This is a genomic window from Alkalilimnicola ehrlichii MLHE-1, from assembly GCF_000014785.1.
GTDB lineage: Bacteria > Pseudomonadota > Gammaproteobacteria > Nitrococcales > Halorhodospiraceae > Alkalilimnicola > Alkalilimnicola ehrlichii.
In genome coordinates this window covers 1701505-1721866 of the sequence record NC_008340.1, presented here as the reverse complement: position 1 = coordinate 1721866, position 20362 = coordinate 1701505, and the positions used below count along the sequence as shown (strand labels likewise).

At 68.0% G+C, this 20362-nt stretch carries 22 protein-coding genes; 10 read left to right on the top strand and 12 right to left on the bottom strand.

What is annotated here, in order from left to right:
* Positions 1-22: 22 nt before the first annotated feature.
* Genes MLG_RS07700 through MLG_RS07690 form a run of 3 tightly spaced genes read left to right on the top strand, consistent with a single transcriptional unit; the run spans position 23 to position 1314 of the window.
* A complete protein-coding gene (locus MLG_RS07700) occupies positions 23-346 on the top strand; it encodes a YbaB/EbfC family nucleoid-associated protein (protein WP_011629253.1) in 324 nt (107 codons plus the stop codon).
* A gap of 7 nt (positions 347-353) precedes the next feature.
* A complete protein-coding gene (recR, locus tag MLG_RS07695; RefSeq protein ID WP_011629252.1) occupies positions 354-953 on the top strand; it encodes a recombination mediator RecR in 600 nt (199 codons plus the stop codon).
* 16 nt (positions 954-969) lie between these two features.
* Positions 970-1314 (top strand): histidine triad nucleotide-binding protein, encoded by a 345-nt coding sequence (locus MLG_RS07690; protein ID WP_011629251.1) that lies wholly within the window; start codon positions 970-972, stop codon positions 1312-1314.
* A gap of 5 nt (positions 1315-1319) precedes the next feature.
* On the opposite strand, the gene MLG_RS07685 is transcribed toward MLG_RS07690, so the two are convergent.
* Positions 1320-2765, bottom strand: coding sequence for an HDOD domain-containing protein (locus tag MLG_RS07685; protein ID WP_011629250.1), 1446 nt, complete (start codon positions 2763-2765; stop codon positions 1320-1322).
* Positions 2766-2885: 120 nt separating this feature from the next.
* Between MLG_RS07685 and motA the strand changes: the two genes are divergently transcribed.
* Together motA and motB are read left to right on the top strand one after the other, a co-directional pair.
* Positions 2886-3743 (top strand): flagellar motor stator protein MotA, encoded by an 858-nt coding sequence (gene motA / locus MLG_RS07680; RefSeq protein WP_011629249.1) that lies wholly within the window; start codon positions 2886-2888, stop codon positions 3741-3743.
* A 4-nt stretch (positions 3744-3747) separates the two neighbouring features.
* Positions 3748-4605 carry a flagellar motor protein MotB gene (motB, locus tag MLG_RS07675; RefSeq protein ID WP_011629248.1) on the top strand — a complete coding sequence of 286 codons (858 nt, stop codon included), beginning with the start codon at positions 3748-3750 and terminating at the stop codon, positions 4603-4605.
* A 15-nt stretch (positions 4606-4620) separates the two neighbouring features.
* On the opposite strand, the gene rsgA is transcribed toward motB, so the two are convergent.
* Positions 4621-5514: a ribosome small subunit-dependent GTPase A gene (gene rsgA / locus MLG_RS07670; RefSeq protein ID WP_041717964.1), complete on the bottom strand. Its 894-nt coding sequence runs from the start codon at positions 5512-5514 to the stop codon at positions 4621-4623.
* Between the two features lie 149 nt (positions 5515-5663).
* Here rsgA and orn point away from each other — a divergent pair, with 149 nt between their 5' ends.
* Positions 5664-6245: an oligoribonuclease gene (gene orn, locus MLG_RS07665; RefSeq protein ID WP_011629246.1), complete on the top strand. Its 582-nt coding sequence runs from the start codon at positions 5664-5666 to the stop codon at positions 6243-6245.
* 23 nt (positions 6246-6268) lie between these two features.
* Here orn and MLG_RS07660 read toward each other — a convergent pair whose 3' ends face one another.
* Positions 6269-7357 carry an NAD(P)/FAD-dependent oxidoreductase gene (locus tag MLG_RS07660; RefSeq protein ID WP_011629245.1) on the bottom strand — a complete coding sequence of 363 codons (1089 nt, stop codon included), beginning with the start codon at positions 7355-7357 and terminating at the stop codon, positions 6269-6271.
* Between the two features lie 128 nt (positions 7358-7485).
* On the opposite strand from MLG_RS07660, the gene MLG_RS07655 reads away from it, so the two are divergent.
* Positions 7486-8142 carry an outer membrane protein gene (locus MLG_RS07655; protein WP_011629244.1) on the top strand — a complete coding sequence of 219 codons (657 nt, stop codon included), beginning with the start codon at positions 7486-7488 and terminating at the stop codon, positions 8140-8142.
* A gap of 148 nt (positions 8143-8290) precedes the next feature.
* Positions 8291-9622: a 30S ribosomal protein S12 methylthiotransferase RimO gene (rimO, locus tag MLG_RS07650; RefSeq protein ID WP_011629243.1), complete on the top strand. Its 1332-nt coding sequence runs from the start codon at positions 8291-8293 to the stop codon at positions 9620-9622.
* On the opposite strand, the gene MLG_RS07645 is transcribed toward rimO, so the two are convergent.
* The 9 genes from MLG_RS07645 to rlmM all read right to left on the bottom strand — a co-directional run bounded on the left by MLG_RS07645 (position 9604) and on the right by rlmM (position 18462).
* Entirely contained in the window at positions 9604-10578 is a 975-nt protein-coding gene (locus MLG_RS07645; RefSeq protein WP_011629242.1) for an alpha/beta fold hydrolase, read from the bottom strand. The two genes, rimO and MLG_RS07645, sit on opposite strands and share 19 nt — an antisense overlap.
* Positions 10579-10682: 104 nt before the next feature.
* Positions 10683-12752, bottom strand: coding sequence for a sensor domain-containing diguanylate cyclase (locus tag MLG_RS07640; protein ID WP_011629241.1), 2070 nt, complete (start codon positions 12750-12752; stop codon positions 10683-10685).
* The gene (locus MLG_RS15425; protein ID WP_011629240.1) at positions 12730-13398 is read right to left on the bottom strand and encodes a biliverdin-producing heme oxygenase; all 669 of its coding nucleotides are present in this window, start codon (positions 13396-13398) and stop codon (positions 12730-12732) included. Before MLG_RS15425 ends, MLG_RS07640 begins: the two co-directional genes overlap by 23 nt.
* 170 nt (positions 13399-13568) lie before the next feature.
* Positions 13569-13958: a hypothetical protein gene (locus MLG_RS07630; protein ID WP_011629239.1), complete on the bottom strand. Its 390-nt coding sequence runs from the start codon at positions 13956-13958 to the stop codon at positions 13569-13571.
* A gap of 42 nt (positions 13959-14000) precedes the next feature.
* A complete protein-coding gene (locus MLG_RS07625; protein WP_011629238.1) occupies positions 14001-15371 on the bottom strand; it encodes an NAD(P)/FAD-dependent oxidoreductase in 1371 nt (456 codons plus the stop codon).
* Positions 15372-15640: 269 nt separating this feature from the next.
* A complete protein-coding gene (locus MLG_RS07620) occupies positions 15641-16645 on the bottom strand; it encodes an alpha/beta fold hydrolase (RefSeq protein WP_011629237.1) in 1005 nt (334 codons plus the stop codon).
* 35 nt (positions 16646-16680) lie between these two features.
* Positions 16681-16848 (bottom strand): hypothetical protein, encoded by a 168-nt coding sequence (locus MLG_RS15565; protein WP_011629236.1) that lies wholly within the window; start codon positions 16846-16848, stop codon positions 16681-16683.
* Positions 16849-16878: 30 nt separating this feature from the next.
* On the bottom strand, positions 16879-17298 hold the full coding sequence (locus tag MLG_RS07615) for a SufE family protein (RefSeq protein WP_011629235.1): 420 nt from the start codon (positions 17296-17298) through the stop codon (positions 16879-16881).
* Positions 17299-17379: 81 nt separating this feature from the next.
* A complete protein-coding gene (gene rlmM, locus MLG_RS07610) occupies positions 17380-18462 on the bottom strand; it encodes a 23S rRNA (cytidine(2498)-2'-O)-methyltransferase RlmM (protein WP_011629234.1) in 1083 nt (360 codons plus the stop codon).
* Between the two features lie 141 nt (positions 18463-18603).
* On the opposite strand from rlmM, the gene MLG_RS07605 reads away from it, so the two are divergent.
* Together MLG_RS07605 and xerD are read left to right on the top strand one after the other, a co-directional pair.
* Positions 18604-19401 (top strand): slipin family protein, encoded by a 798-nt coding sequence (locus tag MLG_RS07605; protein ID WP_011629233.1) that lies wholly within the window; start codon positions 18604-18606, stop codon positions 19399-19401.
* Positions 19376-20290, top strand: a complete 915-nt coding sequence (xerD, locus tag MLG_RS07600) for a site-specific tyrosine recombinase XerD (RefSeq protein WP_011629232.1) — start codon at positions 19376-19378, stop codon at positions 20288-20290. Before MLG_RS07605 ends, xerD begins: the two co-directional genes overlap by 26 nt.
* Positions 20291-20362: the final 72 nt, after the last annotated feature.

Sequence of the window (20362 nt, the reverse complement as noted above, 5' to 3'; positions counted from 1 at the left end):
AGCCCAAGATGAGGAACAAGCCATGAGGGGCGGAATCGGTAACATGATGAAGCAGGCCCAGAAGCTCCAGGAGGAGCTGAAGAAGGCCCAGGAAGAGATCGCCAAGATGGAGGTCACCGGGGAGTCCGGTGGCGGGATGGTGGCGGTGACCATCAACGGCAAGCACGAGGCGCGTCGGGTCAGTATCGACCCCAGCCTGTTCGAGGACGACCGCGAGATGGTCGAGGATCTGGTGGCGGCGGCCTTCAACGACGCCGTGCACAAGCTGGAGCAGGAGAGCCAGCAGCGTATGGCAGGCCTGAGCGAGGGTATGAACCTGCCCTCGGGCTTCAAGCTCCCGTTCTGAAGCGCGAATGCGCTACTCCCCGCTGATCGACCAGCTCATTGAGAGCCTGCGCTGCCTGCCCGGGGTCGGCCCCCGGTCGGCGCAGCGCATGGCCTTTCATCTGCTGCAGCGGGACCGCGACGGCGGGCGCCGGCTCGCCACGGCGATCCGCGAGGCCATGGACCAGGTGGGCCACTGTCGCCAGTGCCGCGTGCTCACCGAGGAGCCGGTCTGTGGCCTCTGTGCCAGTGACCGGCGTGACCGCAGCCTGCTCTGCGTGGTGGAGGGGCCGGCGGACGTCTTCGCCCTGGAGCAGGCGACGGATTTCCGCGGGCTCTATTTCGTGTTGATGGGGCGGCTCTCACCCCTGGACGGCGTGGGACCGGAGGCCCTGGGGCTCGACCGGCTGGAGGCGCGCCTGGCGGAGGGCGAGGTGCAGGAGGTGATCCTGGCCACCAGCCCGACGGTGGAGGGTGAGGCTACCTCGCACTATATCGCCGAGCTGGCCCACCAGCGCGGGGTGCGCACCACTCGCATCGCCCACGGTGTGCCCATGGGCGGCGAGCTCGAGTACGTGGACAGCGGCACGCTGTCCCACGCCTTCGCCGGCCGCCGCGACTACGACTGAACCCAGGAGGCGGATCATGAGCGATTGTCTTTTCTGCCGCATGGTGTCCGGGGAACTGCAGCCGGACGTAGTGCACGAGACCGATGACGTGCTCGCCTTCCGCGACATCAATCCGCAGGCACCGCTGCATGTGTTGGTCATCCCCAAGAAGCACATCGCCACGATCAACGACATCGAGGCCGGGGACGAGGCGCTGATCGGCAAGCTCTATCGCGCCGCGGCCGTCATTGCGGCCCAGGAGGGCGTCGCCGAGAGCGGTTACCGCACGGTGATGAACTGCAATGCGGATGCCGGTCAGGAGGTGTTCCACCTGCATCTGCACGTGGTGGGCGGCCGCCGGCTGCGCTGGCCGCCGGGCTGATCGCCTTAGCTCAGGTGGTGGTGCTCGTCCGCAAGACGTTGCAATCGCCGGCCGGCCTGTTCGCAGAAATGCCGGAAGCCCATGGCCGCCGTCCCATCCAGGCCACACCCCGCCAGGTGGCGGTCGGCGTAGAACAGCCCGGCCAACCGGTCGTTGACGCGGAGGCTGGCCAACAGACAGGGCTGGCCGCCGTTGAAGCGCTGTAACGGCTCCGGTAGCCGGTCCCTGCCCTGAGTCGGCTGGCACAGCCGGTAGGCGGGGGCCTGATCGATCACCTCACGCAGCAGGGGGCTGTGGGCCGGGGTTACGGTCATCTCGTGCAGCAGTGGGTCCCCCAGCGCGCCGCGTTGCAAGAACAACTGCAGATGCTCACCGCGGCGTGGCGCCCGCAGGAAGAGTGTCCGGTTCAATCCCAGCCCCTCATGCAGCCCGGTCAGCACCAGGCTGATAAGCACCGCCTCGCGGTTGTCCAGGCGGTGGCGGGTGAGCAGCTCCAGGCGTGCCCGGTCAAAGTCCTCCCGCTCCAATTCCGCTGCCACCCGGGCGCGGATGTCCGCCCGTGGGGCCAGGCAGAAAGGGGCCGGGGTGGATGGCGACGGCCCGCGGTCCCCGTCCAGTGCCAGTGTCGGCGACCAGCCGGTGGGGGGTGGGGTCTGCTCGTGGATGACCTGTGCCGTCTCCAGGGTCACCCGGCGGGCGTGGTCCTCGCTGTCGCCCATGTAGTGCGACAGCGCCTGGATCAGCACCGGCAGCTCCCGGGCCGCCCGCGGGTCCTCCGCCACCCGGGCCAGGCGCAGGGCCAGCAACACCGCCTGGCTGCGCTGGGAGAGGGGGCGGATGCCGCTCAGGTCTTCCAGCGCCAGGTAGGGCAGCCGCCAATGATTACCCAGACTGATGGCCAGGTCCTGCAGGGTGAAGCCGAGCACCGCTGTCTCCGCGTCGGCGTCCAGTCGGGCGTCCGTGGCCAGCGCGTCCACCTCGGCCATCCGCTCCGGGGCATGGGCCCGCAACATCAGCTCGCCCATGTGGCGTATCAGGGTGGCGTCGGCCACTTCGCTGGGCCGCCGGTCGTGGCGTAACCGCACCCACTCCTCCGCTTGGCGGGCCGCGTGAACCGCCCGCGCATGGCAGCGCAGATAGCGGGTCAAGGCCTCACCGTGTAACAGCCGGTCCGCGGGTGGCAGGGCCTCCCAGCAGGCCGCCACGCCGTTGCGCCCGAGCATGATCAGGGCCTCCTCGGTGCCCTCCAGGCGCGTGTCCAGGTGACGGTGGCGCACTGCCGCCGCACGGCGCAACAGGCCCACGACCGCTGCCGGGTCTTGTTGCAGCTGCCAGGTCAAAAGGGCGCTCTCGGCACCGAAGTCCGGTGCCAGCGCAGGGTGGCGGGGCAGGGGGCGCTCGCCCAGCCATTCCACCCAGTCCTGCAGGCGTTTTGGTGTTTTGTTGCTCATTGCGCGCGCCTTTCCCCGCGGGGCTGCTCATGATTGGGCCTCTCTGGTCGCTAGTATATACTGACTAGCCAAATCCGCTCCAAAACGCAGGGAAATGCGGCGCACCCGCCGAATCCATTTATGAAGCTCATTCTTGGCGTCATCATCGTTCTGGTCTCGGTCGCGGTGGGGTATACCGCCCACGGCGGTAATCTCGCCGTGCTTTGGCAGCCTTTCGAGGTGTTGATCATCTTCGGGGCCGCCGGCGGTGCCTTTCTGATCGCCAACCCCATGAAGGTGGTCAAGCAGGTGGCAGGCAATGTCCCCCGGATCATGAAGGGCCCGCCCTACCGCAAGCAGCACTATATGGATTTGCTGGCGCTGCTCTACGAGGTCTTCCAGAAGACGCAGCGCGATGGCCTGCTCTCCATCGAGGCCGACGTGGACAACCCCCACGAGAGCGAACTGTTCCGCAAGTACCCCTCGGTGCTCAACGACCACGAAGCGCTGCATTTCCTCTGCGACTACCTGCGGCTGATGGTCGGCGGGAACATGAACCCCTTCGAGCTGGAAAACCTCATGGATGTGGAGCTGGAGACCCACCACCAGGAGGCGGAACTGCCGGCCCATGCGGTCAACCGAGTGGCCGACGCCCTGCCCGGGTTCGGTATCATCGCCGCGCTGCTCGGCATTGTGATTGCTATGGGCGAGATCGACGGCCCCGTCCAGCAGATCGGCTCCCTGGTCGCCGCTGCGCTGATCGGTACCTTTATCGGCATCCTGGCGGGCTACTCGCTGGTCGGGCCACTGGGGATCGCCATGGAGCACCGGGCCCGGGAGAAGGCCAAGTACCTGGAGGTGATCAAGGTGACCATCATGGCTGTCCTCAATGGCTACAAGCCGGTGGTGGCCGTGGAGTTCGGACGCAAGGCGATGTACGAGGCCGAGCGGCCGAGCTTCGAGGAGCTGGAGAATCACGTGAAGGGGCACAACGCCTGACGCCATGGCCGGTTTCGAGGACAACCGCACGCGGCCCATTGTTGTCAAGCGGGTCAAGAAGGTGGTCGGCGGGCACCACGGCGGGTCGTGGAAGGTCGCCTTCGCCGACTTCATGACCGCGATGTTCGCCATGTTCCTGGTGCTCTGGATCGTGACCGCCATGGACGACCCGCAGCGTGCGGCGGTGGCTGACTACTTTCGCAACCCGACGCTGGTCGATGACAGCGGGGCCGAGTCGGCGCCCTCCATGCTGGATCTGGAAGGGGGCTCGCCCACGCCGCTGGAGCTGGGTGAGACGCCGACACCGATGGACCAGCAGCGGGACGAGGGGGCCTGGATCAGTGAGGGCGCCATGCGCGACCTGCTCAGCGAGTTGGAGCGGGCCCTGGAGGAGAAAGAGGAACTGGCTGAGTTCCGCGATCAGGTGCTGATGGACATGACCCCGGATGGCCTGCGCATCCAGTTGGTGGACGCCGAGAACCGGCCGATGTTTGACCTGGGCAGTGCCCGCCTGCGCAGCTACGCAGCGGAGATCCTCTCCGGCCTCACCGGGGTGTTGGAGCGGGTGCCGAACGCGTTGCGCATCTCGGGGCACACCGACGCCCGGCCCTTTGTCGGCCGGCGTGACTACACCAACTGGGAGCTCTCCACCGACCGGGCCAATGCGGCGCGGCGGACGCTGACCGCCAGCGGCATTGCTCCCTATCGGGTGGCTCAGGTGGTCGGGGTGGCGGAGACGCAGCCGCTGGATCCGGACAATCCCATGGCCCCGGTGAATCGGCGGATCAGCATCATCCTTCTGACCCCCGAGGCCGATCAGGCCATGCGCAGCCCGGAGTCGGTGGCACCCGACGCCCTGTAGCGCCGGTAGCGCCGATCAGGCGGCTTCGTCCAGCAGGTGGTGCAGGGTGGCCAGCCGTCCTGGCTCGATCTCACCCCGCTCGACGGCGGCGCGGACCGCGCAACCGGGCTCGTTGCGGTGCTGACAGTTATGGAACCGGCAGCCGCTGGCCACCCGGGCGATCTCCGGAAAGGCGGGTTGCAACGCCTCGCGCGGGATGTTGGCCAGGCGCAGGGCACGGATACCGGGGGAGTCGATGAGATCGCCCCCCTCGGGCAGGTGGTAGAGGGTGGTCTCGGTGGTGGTGTGGCGGCCCAGACCGCTCCGCGCCGAGAGATCGCCAATGCGCAGGTCACGGTCGGGGAGCAGGGCCTTGATCAGCGACGACTTGCCCACGCCGGATAGGCCGACCAGCACACTGGTGCCCTCCCGCAGCGCCTCCCGCAGCGTCTCCATGCCCTCGCCGGTGTGGGGACTGCCGGCCATTACCGCCACCCCCCGGGCCCGGTGGCCGGCGAAGACCGACGCGAGCAGCCGCTCCGCCTGGTCCGGGTCCAGGTCGGTCTTGTTGAGCCAGAGCAACGGTTCCACCGCCAGGTGGTGGGCCAGCACCAGGTAGCGGTTGATCAGTTCCGGGTCCGGCGGCGGCTCCAACGCGGAAACCACCACCATGCGGTCGACGTTGGCGGCGATGGCCTGCACCCGGCCGTTGTAGGCGGTGCGTGCGATGACGCCGTGGCGCGGATGAATGCGGTCGATCACCCCGGTTTCGTCCGTCTCCGGGTGCCAATCCACGTAGTCGCCGCACAGGGGGCGCCCGACCCGCTTTAGCGACAGACAGCGATACAGGCGGCCCTCCCGGTCTTCGACCAGGCTCTCGCGGCCGTGGTGGCTGACGACCCGGCCCGTTTGTCCGGCTGCTGGGCTCACTGGTGGTTCTCCGTCCCCCGGGTGGTTGTGGTCAGGGCGTGGCTGGTGCCTCCTGCTGCGGGATTGTGCCACGGTGCGTACGGGACTGCAGGCCCACATGGCGGGACTCATCCAGTAAACTGGCCCCAATCTCAGGCTGAGGAGCGGACATGGGTTTTTCCGAGCACAATCTGGTCTGGCTGGACCTGGAAATGACCGGGCTCGATCCGGATACCGACCGCATCATCGAGATCGCCACCCTGGTCACCGACAGCCAGCTGAACATCCTGGCCGAGGGGCCGGTGTTGGCGGTGCGTCAATCCGAGCAGGCGCTGGCCGCCATGGACGAGTGGAACACCCGCACCCACGGCGAATCCGGCCTGATCGAACGGGTACGCGCAAGCCACCTGGACGAGGCCGCTGCAGAGGCGGAGACCCTGGCCTTTTTGCGCCGCTGGGTGCCGGAGCGGGCCTCGCCCATGTGCGGCAACAGCATCTGTCAGGACCGGCGGTTTCTGTACCGCTACATGCCGCGGCTGGAGGCCTGGTTCCACTACCGCAACCTCGATGTCAGCACCCTGAAGCTGCTGGCCAACCGCTGGCACCCGGAGGTGCTCCAGGGCTTCAGCAAGAAGGCGACCCACCAGGCGCTGGAGGACATTCGGGAGTCGGTGGCGGAGCTACGCCACTACCGGGCGCACTTTTTGCGGCTGCCGGCGGCCGGGGCCGAGGGCGGTGGCGCGGCCGACTGAGGGCGCCGGGGCCCCTGCCGCCGTTAGCCCTCGTCGTCAGCCAGCGGCAGGGCGCAGGCCCGGGGCAGGGGGGTGCCCCGGGCGAGGTGGTCGGCCAGCCGCTGCGCGTAATAGGGGGCCTGGAGTGTGCCCTTGGAGCCCAGGCCGTTGAGGATATAGAGCCGGGGCTCCGAGGGGTGGGCGCCGACGAACGGTACATTATGCCGGGAGCCGCAGCGCACGCCGACCCGCCGGTCCAACACCTCCAGCCGATCGTGGCCCAGAAGGCGCGCGGCGGTCTCCAGAAGGGCCGTCTCGTCGCCCGCCCGGAAGCCGGTGTCGCGGTCCGCCCGATGGAAGGTGGCGCCCACGCGCAGGGTGTGCTCATCCAGGGGCAGGACCCCCTTGCCGCCGGCGATGATCCGCCGGGGCAGGGGGTGCGCGGAGCGCAGGGTGAGTACCTCGCCACGGGCGTAGCGGTAGGGCAGGCGGGCGAACCAGGGGTTGTCCAGGGCGCGGTGGCCTTCGCAGAAGACCACCCGGTCCCAGTCCCTGCCGGCCCAGCGCACCCCCGCCCGCCCCGGTTTGAAATCCGCGTGGTCGACGGTTTCCACGCTCAGCAGGCCCTCGGCCTTCAGCCGCTCCCGGACCGCGCTGAGCAGGCCGGGCAGGTCCCACCAGCCCCCCTGGTGCAGGTGGAAGCCGCCCAGCGGGTCCCCGTGTACGCCCGGAAGGCTGCCCGCCTCAAAGCGTGGCCCTAGCAGCTCTGCAAAGCCCGGCTTAACGCGGCGCTCCTGCCAGCGCCGCTGTTCCTGCTCGCTGCCGAACAGGCGCGCGATGGGCCGGGGGTGGAAGAGGCGCCGGCCGAGCTGATGCTCCAGGTCGCGGGTCAGCTCGGGGATCGCGGGCAGCACTTGGTCGGCGAGGGGGATGCGCGCTAGGCGGGGGCCGGTGACCGGGCTGGTAATCCCGGCCGCGGCGAGGCTGGCCGAACCCGGCCGGTCGTCCTCCACCACCCGGGGGCGCAGGCCGTGACGCAGCAGGGCCATGGCGAGCAGGCTGCCGGCCAGGCCCTGGCCGACGATGAGGATCTCCCGGGGCTTCGGGGTTGACGGCTGGGCATTGAAAGGCATCGGCTGTAGGATCCGCGTCTATAGTGGTATCCAGGCCACGGCCGTGGCCTGGGCGTGGCAAACTTGCGACAGTGTGCGAGGTCGCGCCTCAATCAGTGTGCCAAACCATAACGGACAAGGAGCGACGGATGAAACGGGATAACGTCGGGAAGCCTCATCGCGGTGGCCGCGGCGCCGTGGCGAGCGGACTGTGTGCGGCCGCGGTGGCGGCCCTGCTGGCCGGTGGGCCCGCCACCGCGCTGGCCAACAATGCGTTCCACGGGGTTTACCTGGGTGGCCAGATCGGTTGGGCCGGCTACGACACCGATATCGAGACCGATGGCGACTCGATCAAAGGGCTTGCCGCCAGCGGAGTGAGCAGCGGCGTGCTGCTCGGCACCGGGACGGTCAACGACGGCTGGTACTTCGGGTTCCAGGGGAATTTCCTGTTGAACAACGCCGATGCGTCGTTGGGCACGGACGCCGACTTGGACGTGGAGGAGAGCTACGGGATCGATGCGCGCCTCGGCCGGGTGATCAGCGACCGTGTACTGCTCTACGGCCTGGCCGGGTGGCAGCGGACCAACGCCGAGCTGAGCGTGGCCGGGGTGGACAAGGATGACAAGGACTTCGATGGCTTCCGCTTCGGTGCCGGGGTGGAGATGGCCACTCAGGACAATGTCTTTTTCCGTATTGAGTACACCCAGACCGTCTACGGGTCCGAAGACTTCCGTATTGACGGCGACGAGGTGGAGGCGGACCCGCACGCCCAGGACTTCCACCTGGTGATCGGGTACCGGTTCTGATTGGCGTTGGCACCACGCAGACGGGTGGTGACCTAGACGGTTTGCGGCGGCAGCGCGGACCGATTACCATCTCCTGCCGCATCGGGCCGGTCAGCGTGGCCCGGTGCGGCCTCACGATCGTCCCCCTGCCGTTCAGGTGACCACCGCCATGTCTGCAATCGTTGCCGCCAATTCGCCCCGCGTGGGCTTTGTCAGCCTGGGGTGCCCCAAGGCGCTGGTCGACTCCGAGCGCATCCTGACCCAGCTCCGGGTGGAGGGCTATGAGATCGTCGGCGGCTACGAGGAGGCCGATGTGGTGGTGGTCAACACCTGCGCCTTCATTGAGGCGGCTCAGGCGGAATCGCTGGACGCGATCGGTGAGGCCCTGGATGAGAACGGCAAGGTGGTGGTCACCGGGTGTCTGGGCACCAAGGGCGATCTGATCCGAGAGACCCATCCGGGGGTGCTGGCCATCACCGGCCCGCAGGACTACGAGGCGGTGATGGCGGCCGTGCACGCCCAGTGCCCCCCGCCGGCCCGGGATGCCTTCACTGGCCTGCTGCCGGCCAGCGGTGTCAAGCTCACCCCGCGCCACTACGCCTATCTGAAGATCTCCGAGGGCTGTAATCACCACTGCACCTTCTGCATTATCCCCCAGCTCCGGGGCCGGCTGGTGAGCCGGCCGGTGGACCAGGTGCTCGCCGAGGCGGAGCGGCTGGTCGGGGACGGGGTGCGCGAGCTGCTGGTCATCTCCCAGGACACCTCCGCCTACGGGGTGGATACCCGTTATGCGGCGGCGGAATGGCGCGGTGTCCCCCGGCGCACGCGCATGACCGAGCTGGCCGACGCCCTCGCCGAACTGGGCGTTTGGGTGCGGCTGCACTATGTCTATCCCTACCCCCACGTGGACGAACTGATCCCGCTGATGGCGGAGGGGCGCATTGCCCCCTACCTGGATATGCCGTTGCAGCACGCCAGTCCCCGCATCCTCAAGGCCATGCGCCGCCCCGCCGGCGGCGAGGCGGTGCTCGAGAGGATCCGTCGCTGGCGCCAGCGCTGTCCGGACCTGACCCTGCGCTCCACCTTCATTGTCGGCTTCCCTGGCGAGACCGAGGACGATTTCCAGGTGCTGCTCGAATTCCTGGAGGCAGCGGAACTGGACCGGGTCGGGTGCTTCACCTATTCACCGGTGGAGGGTGCGGCCGCCAACGCCCTGGCGGATCCGGTGCCGGAGGCGATCGCCGAGCAGCGCCAGGCCCGGCTGATGGCGTTGCAGGCCGAGATCAGCGCCCGGCGCCTGGCGCGGCGCGTGGGCACGGAGTGCACCGTGCTGCTGGACGCCGTGGACGGGGATGCGGCGGTGGGGCGGTCGCAGTTGGAGGCGCCGGAGGTGGATGGTGTGATCCATCTGCGGGGGGCCGAGGGTTGCGCGCCCGGCCAATGGGTGCCGGCCCGGCTGGAGGACGCGGACGAGCACGACCTCTACGGCCGGGTCCTCTGAGAGGGGCTCGCCTCGGGGTCGGCGGAGGCCGCCTCCAGGGGCTCGCCCGCCTCGATCTCGAGGCCTCGGCAGAAGGCCTCGATCTGGATCCGGACATCGTCCGGTCGCTCGGTGGGCAGCCAGTGGTGGGCGTCGAGTACCCGCACCTCGCACCGGGGCATGGCCTCCAGGTAGCGGCGCGTGACCTGGCAGTCGGACAGATCCGAGCCATTGGAGAGCAGAGCCAGCGTCGGCGCCCCGATCTCCGCCAGACGATCGCCCGGCAGCCCCACCGTGGCCAGCAGGGCCTCCACATAGAGCGCCCAGGGCATGCGTCGCATGTCGTCCAGGGGGCGGCCGTGGCTCTTGCGGATGACATCCGCCCCCCCCTCCTGGGCCATGCGCTCGCGGGCCGCGCGGTCGAGCGCCACCAGGTCCACGCTGCGGTAGCGACGCCGGTGCAGCCCCACGGCGTAGGCGGCATGGGCCGCGGCCAGCAGCGGCCGGAGCAGGCCGCGCCAGCGGTAATAGCGTTGCAGCCGCGCGGGCAGCGCCTCTGGCAACAGGGGCTCCACCAGGACCAAGCCCTGAACCCGGTCCGGGTGGCGGCGCGCAAACTCCGCCGCCACCGCGGCGCCCAGGCAGTGGCCCACCAGCACTGCGCGCTGGTGCCCTTCCGTGTCCAGCAATGAGAGCAGGTCCCGGCACCAGCGCCCCAGGTCCACCGGCCGCCAGTCCAGGGACTGGCCGTGGCCGCGCAGATCGGTGCGGATAATCTCCCAGTTGCGGGTCAGGCGAGTCTGGGCGCTGAACTCAGCCCAGCGACTCATGTTGCTGCTCAGTCCGTGCAGTGCGACCAGTACGCCCCGGCGGCGGCCGCTGGTGGGCCGGATCTGGTAGGCAAGGCGGGTCCCGTCGCTGGCAACCAGCGTACAGCGATGTTCGCCCTGGTTGGCCGGGCTGGTCTCGAACAACATGAATCGCCTGGGCAGGAAGTGTTAGACCCCGGGGATGATCGCTGTTCCCCGCCGGAAGTACAAGGGCGGCGGCCAGCGATCACTGCCCAGAGCCACGATCGAGCTCATTCGGCCTGCTCCACCCGATTACGGCCGCGCTGCTTAGCCCGGTACATCGCCCGGTCTGCGCGGTCGATCAGGCGATCCACCGTATCCCCGCGGCTCAGCGATGCCACCCCCACACTGATGGTGACCGGTCCCACGCCGGGAAACCGCAGCCCGGCGATGCACTGTCGCAGCCGCTCGGCCAGGGTCCATGCCTCCTCCGGGGCACTGTTCGTGGCCAGCACGATGAACTCCTCACCGCCCCAGCGACCGAGAAAATCGGTGGCCCGGAGTTCCCCCACCACCGCGCGGGCCAGGGCGACCAGGACTTGGTCGCCGGCCTCGTGCCCATACTGGTCGTTGACGGCCTTGAAATGATCGATGTCGAAGAGCAGCAACGAACAGGGGGTGCCATACCGCTCGTGGGCGCCGCGCTCCAGCTCGATCTGCTCCTGCATGCGGTAGCGGTTCCAGACGCCGGTGAGTGAATCGGTGGTGGCCTGGCGCTTCAGCCGCCGGTTGGCCTCGGTCAACTGGGCATTGAGCAGGTCGATCTCCTTTCTGGAGAGCAGCACGGCCACTTCGTCGGCCAGGTCCAGGACCGCCTCTCGCTCGATATCACGCCATGGCGCGCTGTGGCCGCGGACCTCCTCGCGCCAGGCCGCGAAGGAATGGCGGGGGGTGAGGGGGGCGGCGACCTTCTCGGCGCCCCAGAGGGCCTCAGGCCGGCCTGCCCAAAGCCGGGTTTGAACGTTCTCGGCCCGAAAGAAGAGCAGAAACGCCGGCTGCTCCGAATCCACCAGCACCGGTGCGGCCAACAGACCGCAGCAGCGCCCGCGCGGGAGTTCGGCCGCCACCGGCCAGTCGTCCGGAGAGTGCCAGCTCCAGGATGCATCCCTGGGCGCCAACCTGACCAGGCCCTGCACCAAGGCTGCCAGCGTCCGGTCGGGTGGTGCCGTGCCGAAGGTGTGATACTGACCGCGATAGGCCAGGGCGATACCACACGCCCGGAAAAGCGTCAGCCAATCCGCCCCATGATCCGCCACCAGTTCCGACAACCGGGTTGCCCGTGGCCGGCGTTCCAGCACGAGGCGGGCGCGACAAGCCCTTACTCTCCGCTGATAGCGGGCATTGCGCTGGGCATTGAGCAGCATCAAACGGGATTGAGCCACTTGCACTAAGGCCAGGACCGCATCGCGCAGGGTGGGAGGCAGGGAGCGCGCCTCCTGTCCATGACACGCAAGCAGCCCCCAAAGACCCTCGGCATCGTCCCGAATGGCCACGGACAGGGCCGACTTCACGCCCATGTTGTGTAGATAGGCCTGGTGGATCGGCGAGACGGCCCGCAACACACCGGCGGAAAGGTCCAGCGGGTGCTGGTCCAGTGGGTCCTCTGTCGGTACTAATGGCACCGGAGCGGCCGGGGCATCGGGGATGCTACGAACCGGATTAACGTCGTAGAGCTGCCGTACCTGTGGCGGGATATCGCTGGCCGGGAAGTGGTGCGATAGATAGCTGTCCATATGCTCGCACCGGCTCTCGGCCACCACGCAGCCATGCCAGTCGGGATCGAACTGGTAGACCATCGCCCGCTCGTGTCCGGTGAGATCCCGCGCCGCCGCGACGAGGGTCTCCAGGAGCGCCCCCGCCGTGCGGGCTCCGGCCAGGTGCGACAACCAGTCCCCCATCGCGGGGAACAGCGTTTGGGTATCGGGACCGGAAAGCGCCTCGAATTCGAGCACCACCCGCTCCCCGCTTCGATAGGCCGTGGTTCGAAAGCGCCGGTTCCTCCCCCGCAGGCGCATACCCGCTACCAGGCTCACTGGCTGGAGCGGAGCCTGCGGCAGCGAGGCGCTGATCCGGCGAAGCAGATGCCGCCCCAGGAGGGCCTTGGGGTCGGAAGCCAGCGCCTGCTCGGGAGTTACACCGAAAAACCGGTGCAGGTTGGCGCTGGCCTGCAGAAGACGTCGCAACCGCTGGTCAAGGCTGACCAGACACCCGGAGGGTTGCACCGCCCCGGGGATATGCACCGGCTCGCGGGCGCAGGCCTCCTGTGCCCGGGCCAGTTCAGAGGGGTCGGTAGGCGCCATGGAGGCTCTCCTTGGGCTGTTCGCTATTAGCTGCAGCGAGGTGCGCCTCAAGGGCATGGAAGGTCGACCGCGCCCCGGCGAGTGCCTGTTCAAGCCCGCCCCGGGGGGCAGCCCCGCCGAGCGACGCCCGGAAGCTGCGCCATTGGCCGGCGTGGTAGAGATGAAAGTAGCGCGCCCCGCGCCGGGCATCGAGTCCGAGCCGCCGCTGCAGGCGGGGCGCGATCACACGGCCGCCCTGGGTGGCCCCTTCCAGCACGTAGAGCACGCCCAGCAGGTGGTTGCGCGAGATCAGCTGGGGAACGGCGCCCGAATGGCCCTCTGGCAGTACGGCACCGATATCCATCAGGTCGCGCCGAATCAGGGGGTGGCGCGGCAGGTAGCGGTAGCCCGCTTGCGGGAAGCGTTCGAGCCAGGGGGGTAACACCGCCTCCAGGGCGGCGAAATAGGCGAGAAAGACCGCTAGCGCCCGGCGATACTGCGCCATGGTGAGCCGATCCGATTGCAGCGGCAGGAGTACGGGGTGGCTTTCTACCCGCTGGTGAGCGGCCCGCGTGCCGTCGCGCAACGCCTGCAGCCAATCCGCCGGATCGCCCCGGGTAAGCGGGTCGGCCGTCCCCACGCGGTAGCCTGGGGAACCCGTTTCCATGTGGCGCCCTCTTCTCGCCGTACCGTGAGAGGCCGGCCCCATTTCACCCGTCCGACTACGGGGTGGCCTCGCTAACAGCGTACCATTTGTTGACCGGAATCATACCTTGTGAAAACGCAAAAGCCCCGGGGCGGGCCCCCGGGGCTTGGTGTCACCGGCGGATGGGCCGGTCAGGACTGGGTGGCAGTGCTCCCGGCGTGGCTCTCGCTGGGGCCCAGGCCAAGGACGTAGAGCAGCGGCGGGAAGGCGAGGACGCCGAAGGCCACGCCAAAGCCGATGCTGCCGCCGATCAGGGAGAGATAGTCCAGCGCGCCGCTCAGGTTGGCGAAGCTGGCACCAGTGAAGCCGGGCAGCATGATGAAGGCCACTACGGCCACCACCACACCAACCCCCACCGACGCCTTCACCGGCAGCGCCAGGTTGACGCTGCGGGAGGACTTGCGGGCAATAAACAGGCCAAGCAGCGCCAGGTCGATGACCACCCAGAGCAGAACGAACGGCAGCAGGCCCCGGAAGACCTCCAGCACGACTGTAATAATACCCATCAACGAAAAGGCCATGATCATTTTCCTCCTTTGGATTCGTCCGATACCGGGGCGGCGTTATACCCGGCCGCGCATCATGGCGTTGTAGGCGCCATGCAGCAGGCGGTCCTTCATCACCCAGGGCACCCAGTGCTCGTCGTAGGGGCTGATGAAGGGGAAGGACGGCACCATGTCCAGGTTGTAATCGAACTCCACCAGGATCGCCTTGCCAATACCGGTGATCAGCGGGCAGGAGGTGTAGCCGTCATAGGACTCGGTCATCTCCCGCCCCTGCATGTGGGACACCATGTTATTCACGGCGACCGGCACCTGCGCCTTGACGCTGGCGGCCGTCTTGCCGATCGGCACGCCGTTGATGTCACCGGCGCCAAAGACATTCTCGTAGCGCTGGTGCTGCATGGTGTAACGGTCCACCTCCAGCCAGCCGGTGAAGTTGCTGTCCTCGCCGGCGGCCAGGGCGCTGTTGCGCAGGCTGTCGGGCGCGCTCATCGGCGGCACCAGGTGGATGAAGTCGTAATCCTCCGTACGCTCACCGTCGGGGGTATCGAAGACCACCTCCTGGGCCGCCGGGTCGATGCCCTTGACCACGTGGTGCCAGTGCAGGTTGATATCGCGCTCCGGGAAGTGCCCCTTGAGGAACTCGTCGATATCCGGCTGGGAGAACATCCCGGTGCCCGGCGCGAAATAGTGCATTTCGGTATTGGCACGGGTGCCGCGGCGGCGCAGACGGTCCTCGGTCAGCATGGTGACCTTCAGCGGCGCGCCGGCGCACTTGATGGCACCGGGCGGGCGGATGAACAGGCCCTTGCCGCCGCTCTGGGTAAAGCGGTCGATCTGGCGCCAGGTGCGGGCGGCATGATCCGCGTTGTCATAGACGCAGCCGATGCCATGGTCGCCGATCAGCTCGCGGCTGTAGCCTTCGTAGGCGTCGTAGTTGACCTGCAGCCCGGTGGCCACCATCAGGTAGTCATACTCGATGGTCTGACCGTCATCGGTGATCACCCGATTGTTGTCGGGGTCGTACTCCTTGACCATGGCCTTGACCCAGTTCACGCCCGAGGGCAGGAAGTTGGCGTTGCGGTCGACGACCTTATCGCGCTCCCAGACGCCGGTGGCCACCAGGGTCAGACCGGGTTGGTATTGGTGGTCTTCCCGGCGGTCGATGACGGTGATATCGGCGCCCCGGAGCTGGCGGTTGAGGCGGTTGGCACAGGAGATACCGGCCGCGCCGGCGCCTACGATGACCACGCGGGCATTGGTGGTGACCGCCTGGGCCTCGCCGCTGTGCAGCAGGGCGCCGGTGCCCATAACGGCGCTGGCGCCGATGGCGCCGACACCGGAGTAGCGCAGGAAATCACGACGGGACAGACCTGCCTCGGTAAGCGCTTTATGGATTGCGCGTTCTGTTTTGATGCTACGGTTGCTCATTATCTCCTCCGCGCCCTCTGGCGCTTCTTGCATCTGGTTGACGCGTGTCCTTTCCAAGGATGGCCGGCCAGTGATCCCTATCCGCCGGAAAATATAGTGCAGTGCTCCGTAAAGAGCGCTCTGACCGGGAAGGTTCGAGTCGCCATCCGGCCACGTCCCTTATATTGATAATGAATAAGCTGAGAACGCTAACTAATATAGCAAAATGAGAATGTACGGGTCAAGTTGTCGCACCCCCCGGAGTTGACCCGCGGCATAACGTCGCAGGATCAGCGCGGGCAGAGGCGGTGCACCGCCTCGTCGGCGGGGCGGAGGGCGTTTGAGGGCAGGGCGGCGCCGGGGTCGTGGATCCAGGCGGCGAGGTCTGTACGCACGCGCTCGCCGCTCAGGTCCCGGGTGAGCATGTGCCAGCCGTCGGGGTACCAGGCGAAGTGCCAATCCAGCGTCGGGGGCAGTTGCCGGATCAGCGCGCAGATGGCCTCAGGGGGGATGATTTCGTCGTGGGCCCCGTAGAGCAGCAGGGTGGGGGTCTGGAGCTGGGCGGCCCGCTCCAGGGCATGGTCCATCAGGTTGGTGGCCCCGTAGAGGGTGGCCACCCGGGTCTCCTTGATGAACAGCGGGTCCCGGCCCAGGGCCCGCAATTCGGCCTCGTTGTCGGTGGGCCGGATACCGAGGGACTCGCCGGTGAAGGTGCGCTCCGGGATCAGGCGGACCGCCAGCCAAAGGGCCAGGCGCTGGTACCATGGCTGGGTGCGCCGGGCCCAGGTGGCCGGGGAGAGCAGGATCAGGCGATCAGCGGCATCGGGGGCGTGGGCGGCGGCCAGGATGGCCACCGCGGCGCCCATGCTCTCGCCGGCCAGGTAGAGGGGGCGATGGGGGTAGCGCTCTCTGAGCGCGGCCAGAATGGCGAGGTTGTCCTCCACCAGGGTGGCTTCACCGGGCCACCGGCCCTGATAGGCGCTGGCGCCGAAGCTGCGTTGGTCGTAGGCGTAGAGCGCAATGTCGTGGTCGGCGAGGGTCTCGCCGAGGCTGACAAAGGCCTCGGCACGGTCGTTCAGCCCGTGCAGTGCCAGGACCACCGCGTCAGGTGCCTGTTCCGGCCCGAAACGGCGCAGCCGCAGCGGCTCGCCGTCGCCCATGCGGACATGGCCGGGCTCGAGGTGCGCACTGCCGGGCCCGGCCGGCGCCCTCGGGTCCGCCCCGTGGACACTGCAGGCCGCCAGCAGGAAGACCAGTATCAGGGCCAGGGCGGTGAAACCTGCGGGACGGCGCATGGGGGCCTGCCTGGCGAAGGGGCGGCCGACGCCGGTCAGGCGTCGCGTCGCCGCATGAACAGTCGCACCTGAGCCTCCATGCTCTCGGCGAAGGCCCGGGTCTCCAGTTCGTCTTCCACCCGCTTGGCCAGGGCCTGGAGTTCTTCGAGGGTGAGCCGCTTGAGGGTGATTTCGCTGATGCGGTCTTCTTTTCCTGTCTTCATTGACCGTTATTTGAGGGTTGAATCGTACGATCAGGCGGATTGGGTCTGGGCACCGGAGAGTTCGTGGATGCGCTCGACCATGGCGTAGAAACCGTCACGGCGGTTGGGGCTCAGGTTCTGCTCCAACCCGAGGCGGGTGAAGATATCGCGGATGTCTGTCCCGCGGATCTCCTCCTGGGTGCGCCCGGAATAGGCCATCAGCACGATGGCGATCAGGCCCTTGACGATAAAGGCATCGCTGTCGGCACGGAAGACATGCCGCGGCGGCTCATCGTCGGTGGTCTCGTGGATCAACCAGACGTTACTGGTGCAGCCCTCCACCCGGTTGTCCTCGGTGCGGGCCTCCTCTGGAAACGCCGGGAGGCTGCGCCCCAGGTCGATCAGTACCCGGTAGCGCTCATCCCATTGATCCAATAGTTCAAAGGTTTCAAGCAGTTCCTGAAGGTTCATAACAATCTACTTTGGCCGGCGGCGGGGCGCCGCTCGTAAGCGGTGAGATATCCCGATGATAACGTGGGGGAGGGCCGGCGTCTAACCCCGTGACCCTGCGGCCGGCCGCCAGGCCAGGACGGTGATTTCCTCGCGGTCGTGGTAGAGCTGGGCCGACCGCCAGCCGAGTTCGCCGGAGCCGCCGGTGACCAGCGCGCGGCACTCGGCCACGCACTGCCATCGCCGCCTCATGGGCAACTTGAGGTTGAACAGGGCGCGGCCGCACCAGCCGGAGACAAGCCAGTGGCGGACCAGGCGTGCAACCCGATGGGGTTGCTCCACCATGTCGCAGACGAGCCAGTCCACCCGGTGGGGCGGCCGATAGCGAAAACCGTCCTCACGCAGGTGGCGGACGGCGCGGTCGGCGCGCAGCGACTCGGCCAGCGGCCCGTTGTCCACGGCGGTCACGTGAAGACCGGCCTGGCGGAGCACCCAGGTCCAGCCGCCCGGCGCGGCACCCAGGTCCACCGCGCTCATCCCGGGCCGCAGTGCAGCCTCACGCTCCACCGGTGTCAGTAACCAACCGACGGCCTCCTCCAGCTTCAGGGCAGAGCGGCTGGGGGCGGCGCGGGGCAGGCGCAGGCGGGGTATGCCCATGGGCCAGGGCCGGCCGCTGCCGGCGGGGGCCAGGCCGGCGACCACCTGGCGGGAATCGGCAAACCAGAGGTGTAAGCGGGGCGCGCCGGCACGCTCCAGGGCCACCCCCCGCTCCCGGAGGGCCCGTTCCAGGTGCGGGCGGAATTTGCGGCAGAACCGCCCCAACGCCTTACCGTCGTTGGTGTCCGGATGCTCCAGCCAGACCCCGGCCAACGCCTCCGGCAGGTGGGGCGCCAGCGCCTCCAGCAGCGCCCCGACGCGGTCCCGTTCCGGCAATTGCGGGCAGTCCGCCACCACCGGCCAGGCCTGGCGGGCGAAGGTGAGTGCCGGTGGGGTTGGCAGCGGCCGGCCATCCGCACTGTGGAAATCCACCCGGCCCTGGTCGTTCTCCACGCGCGGCCAGCCGGCCACCCCGGCATCGCTGCTCCAGGCCGCGAGCTCCGCGGCCAGGTCGGCGCCGAAGCCGGGGCGGCATTGCAGCAGCCAGCGGGTGGCATGCCGCGTTGGTATCGGGTCTCGCTCTGTCATGACGGCATTGTAACCCGTGCCGGTCCCGCGCTTGTGTTCCCGAGTACTGGATGGCAGCGTGACCACGGGTCTATTCTGTAACGAGCAGCGGTTCCAAGGATTCGGTCACTCTCAGCGGGTTAATCTGATAAGGAGCACTTCATGGAGACAACACTGATTGTCGTTCTCGCCCTGATCGTCGCGATCATCGCGTCGGCGATCCGGGTGCTGCGCGAGTATGAGCGCGGCGTGATCTTCCAGCTCGGGCGTTTTTATAAGGTCAAGGGGCCGGGCCTGATCCTGGTCATCCCCATCATCCAACAGATGGTGCGGACCGACCTGCGCACGGTGACCATGGACGTGCCGAGCCAGGACGTCATCACCAAGGACAACGTGTCGGTGAGCGTGAATGCCGTGATCTATTTCCGGGTGGTTGACCCGGAGCGGGCGGTGATCAACGTGGAGGACTACTTCGCCGCCACCAGCCAGCTGGCGCAGACCACGTTGCGCTCAGTGCTCGGCCAGCACGAGTTGGATGAATTGCTGGCGGAACGTGACAAGCTCAACGAGGATATCCAGAACATTCTCGACTCCCAGACCGATGCCTGGGGCATCAAGGTCTCCAACGTGGAGATCAAGCACGTGGACATCGATGAGAGCATGATCCGCGCCATTGCCCAGCAGGCGGAGGCCGAGCGTAGCCGGCGCGCCAAGATCATTCACGCCGAGGGTGAGCGCCAGGCATCGGAGCAGCTCACCGCGGCGGCCAACATCCTGTCCCGTAACCCGCAGGCGTTGCAGTTGCGCTATCTGCAGACGCTGAGCAATATCGCCGGAGAGCAGAATTCCACCATCATCTTCCCGCTGCCGCTGGAGATGATGAATGCGTTCAACCGTATGGCCGCGGCCTTCGACGATTCGGACGACCGAAGCGGTGACAGCAGCGACGAACAGCGCTGAGACGCCATTAGCGGAACTGGAGGCCTTCCTCGATGCCTTGTGGATGGAGCAGGGCCTGGGTGAGCGCACCCTGTCCGCCTATCGCAGCGACCTGTTGGGCTTCCAGCGCTGGCTGGGCGGGCAGGGCGGCAGCCTGTTGAGTGCCCGGCGCGATCAGGTGCTGGCCTATCTGGGCGGGCGGTTGGGTCAGGGCGCAAAACCGCGCAGTGTCGCCCGCCTGCTCACCAGCCTCCGCCGGTTTTACCGCTATCAGCTTCGCGAGGGCCGGGTGGCCGAGGATCCGACACGGGACGTAGAGAGCCCGCGGCTGGGGCGGCCGTTGCCGGGGGGGTTGAGTGAATCAGAGGTCGAGCGCCTGCTCGCCGCCCCGGACCCGGAGACCCCTTTGGGCCAGCGCGACCGCTGCATGCTGGAGGTGCTCTACGCCAGCGGCCTGCGGGTGTCGGAGTTGGTCGGCCTGAGCCTGTCGGAGCTGTCCCTGTCCCAGGGGCTGGTCCGGGTGGTGGGCAAGGGGGGGCGCGAGCGGCTGGTGCCGCTGGGCGAAACGGCGTTGGAGCAGGTGCAACAGTGGTTGCGGGAAGGCCGGCCGGCCCTGTTGGGGCGACGGGTGAGCGACGCGGTCTTTGTCACCGGCCGGGGTGAGGGGCTGACCCGGCAGGCGTTCTGGTACCGGGTGAAGAAGCACGCCCGGTCGGTGGGTATCACGCGCCCCATCTCGCCGCACACGCTGCGGCATGCCTTCGCCACCCATCTGCTGAACCATGGCGCCGACCTGCGGGTAGTACAGCTTCTGCTCGGCCACAGCGATCTCTCCACCACCCAGATCTATACCCATGTGGCGCGACAGCGGCTGCAGACCCTGCATGCCGAGCACCACCCCCGGGGCTAGCCGGGTACAACCGATCAGCAACCGGACACGGTCCGGGAACCTGGACCCAATACCCTGATCAAACAGGCATCA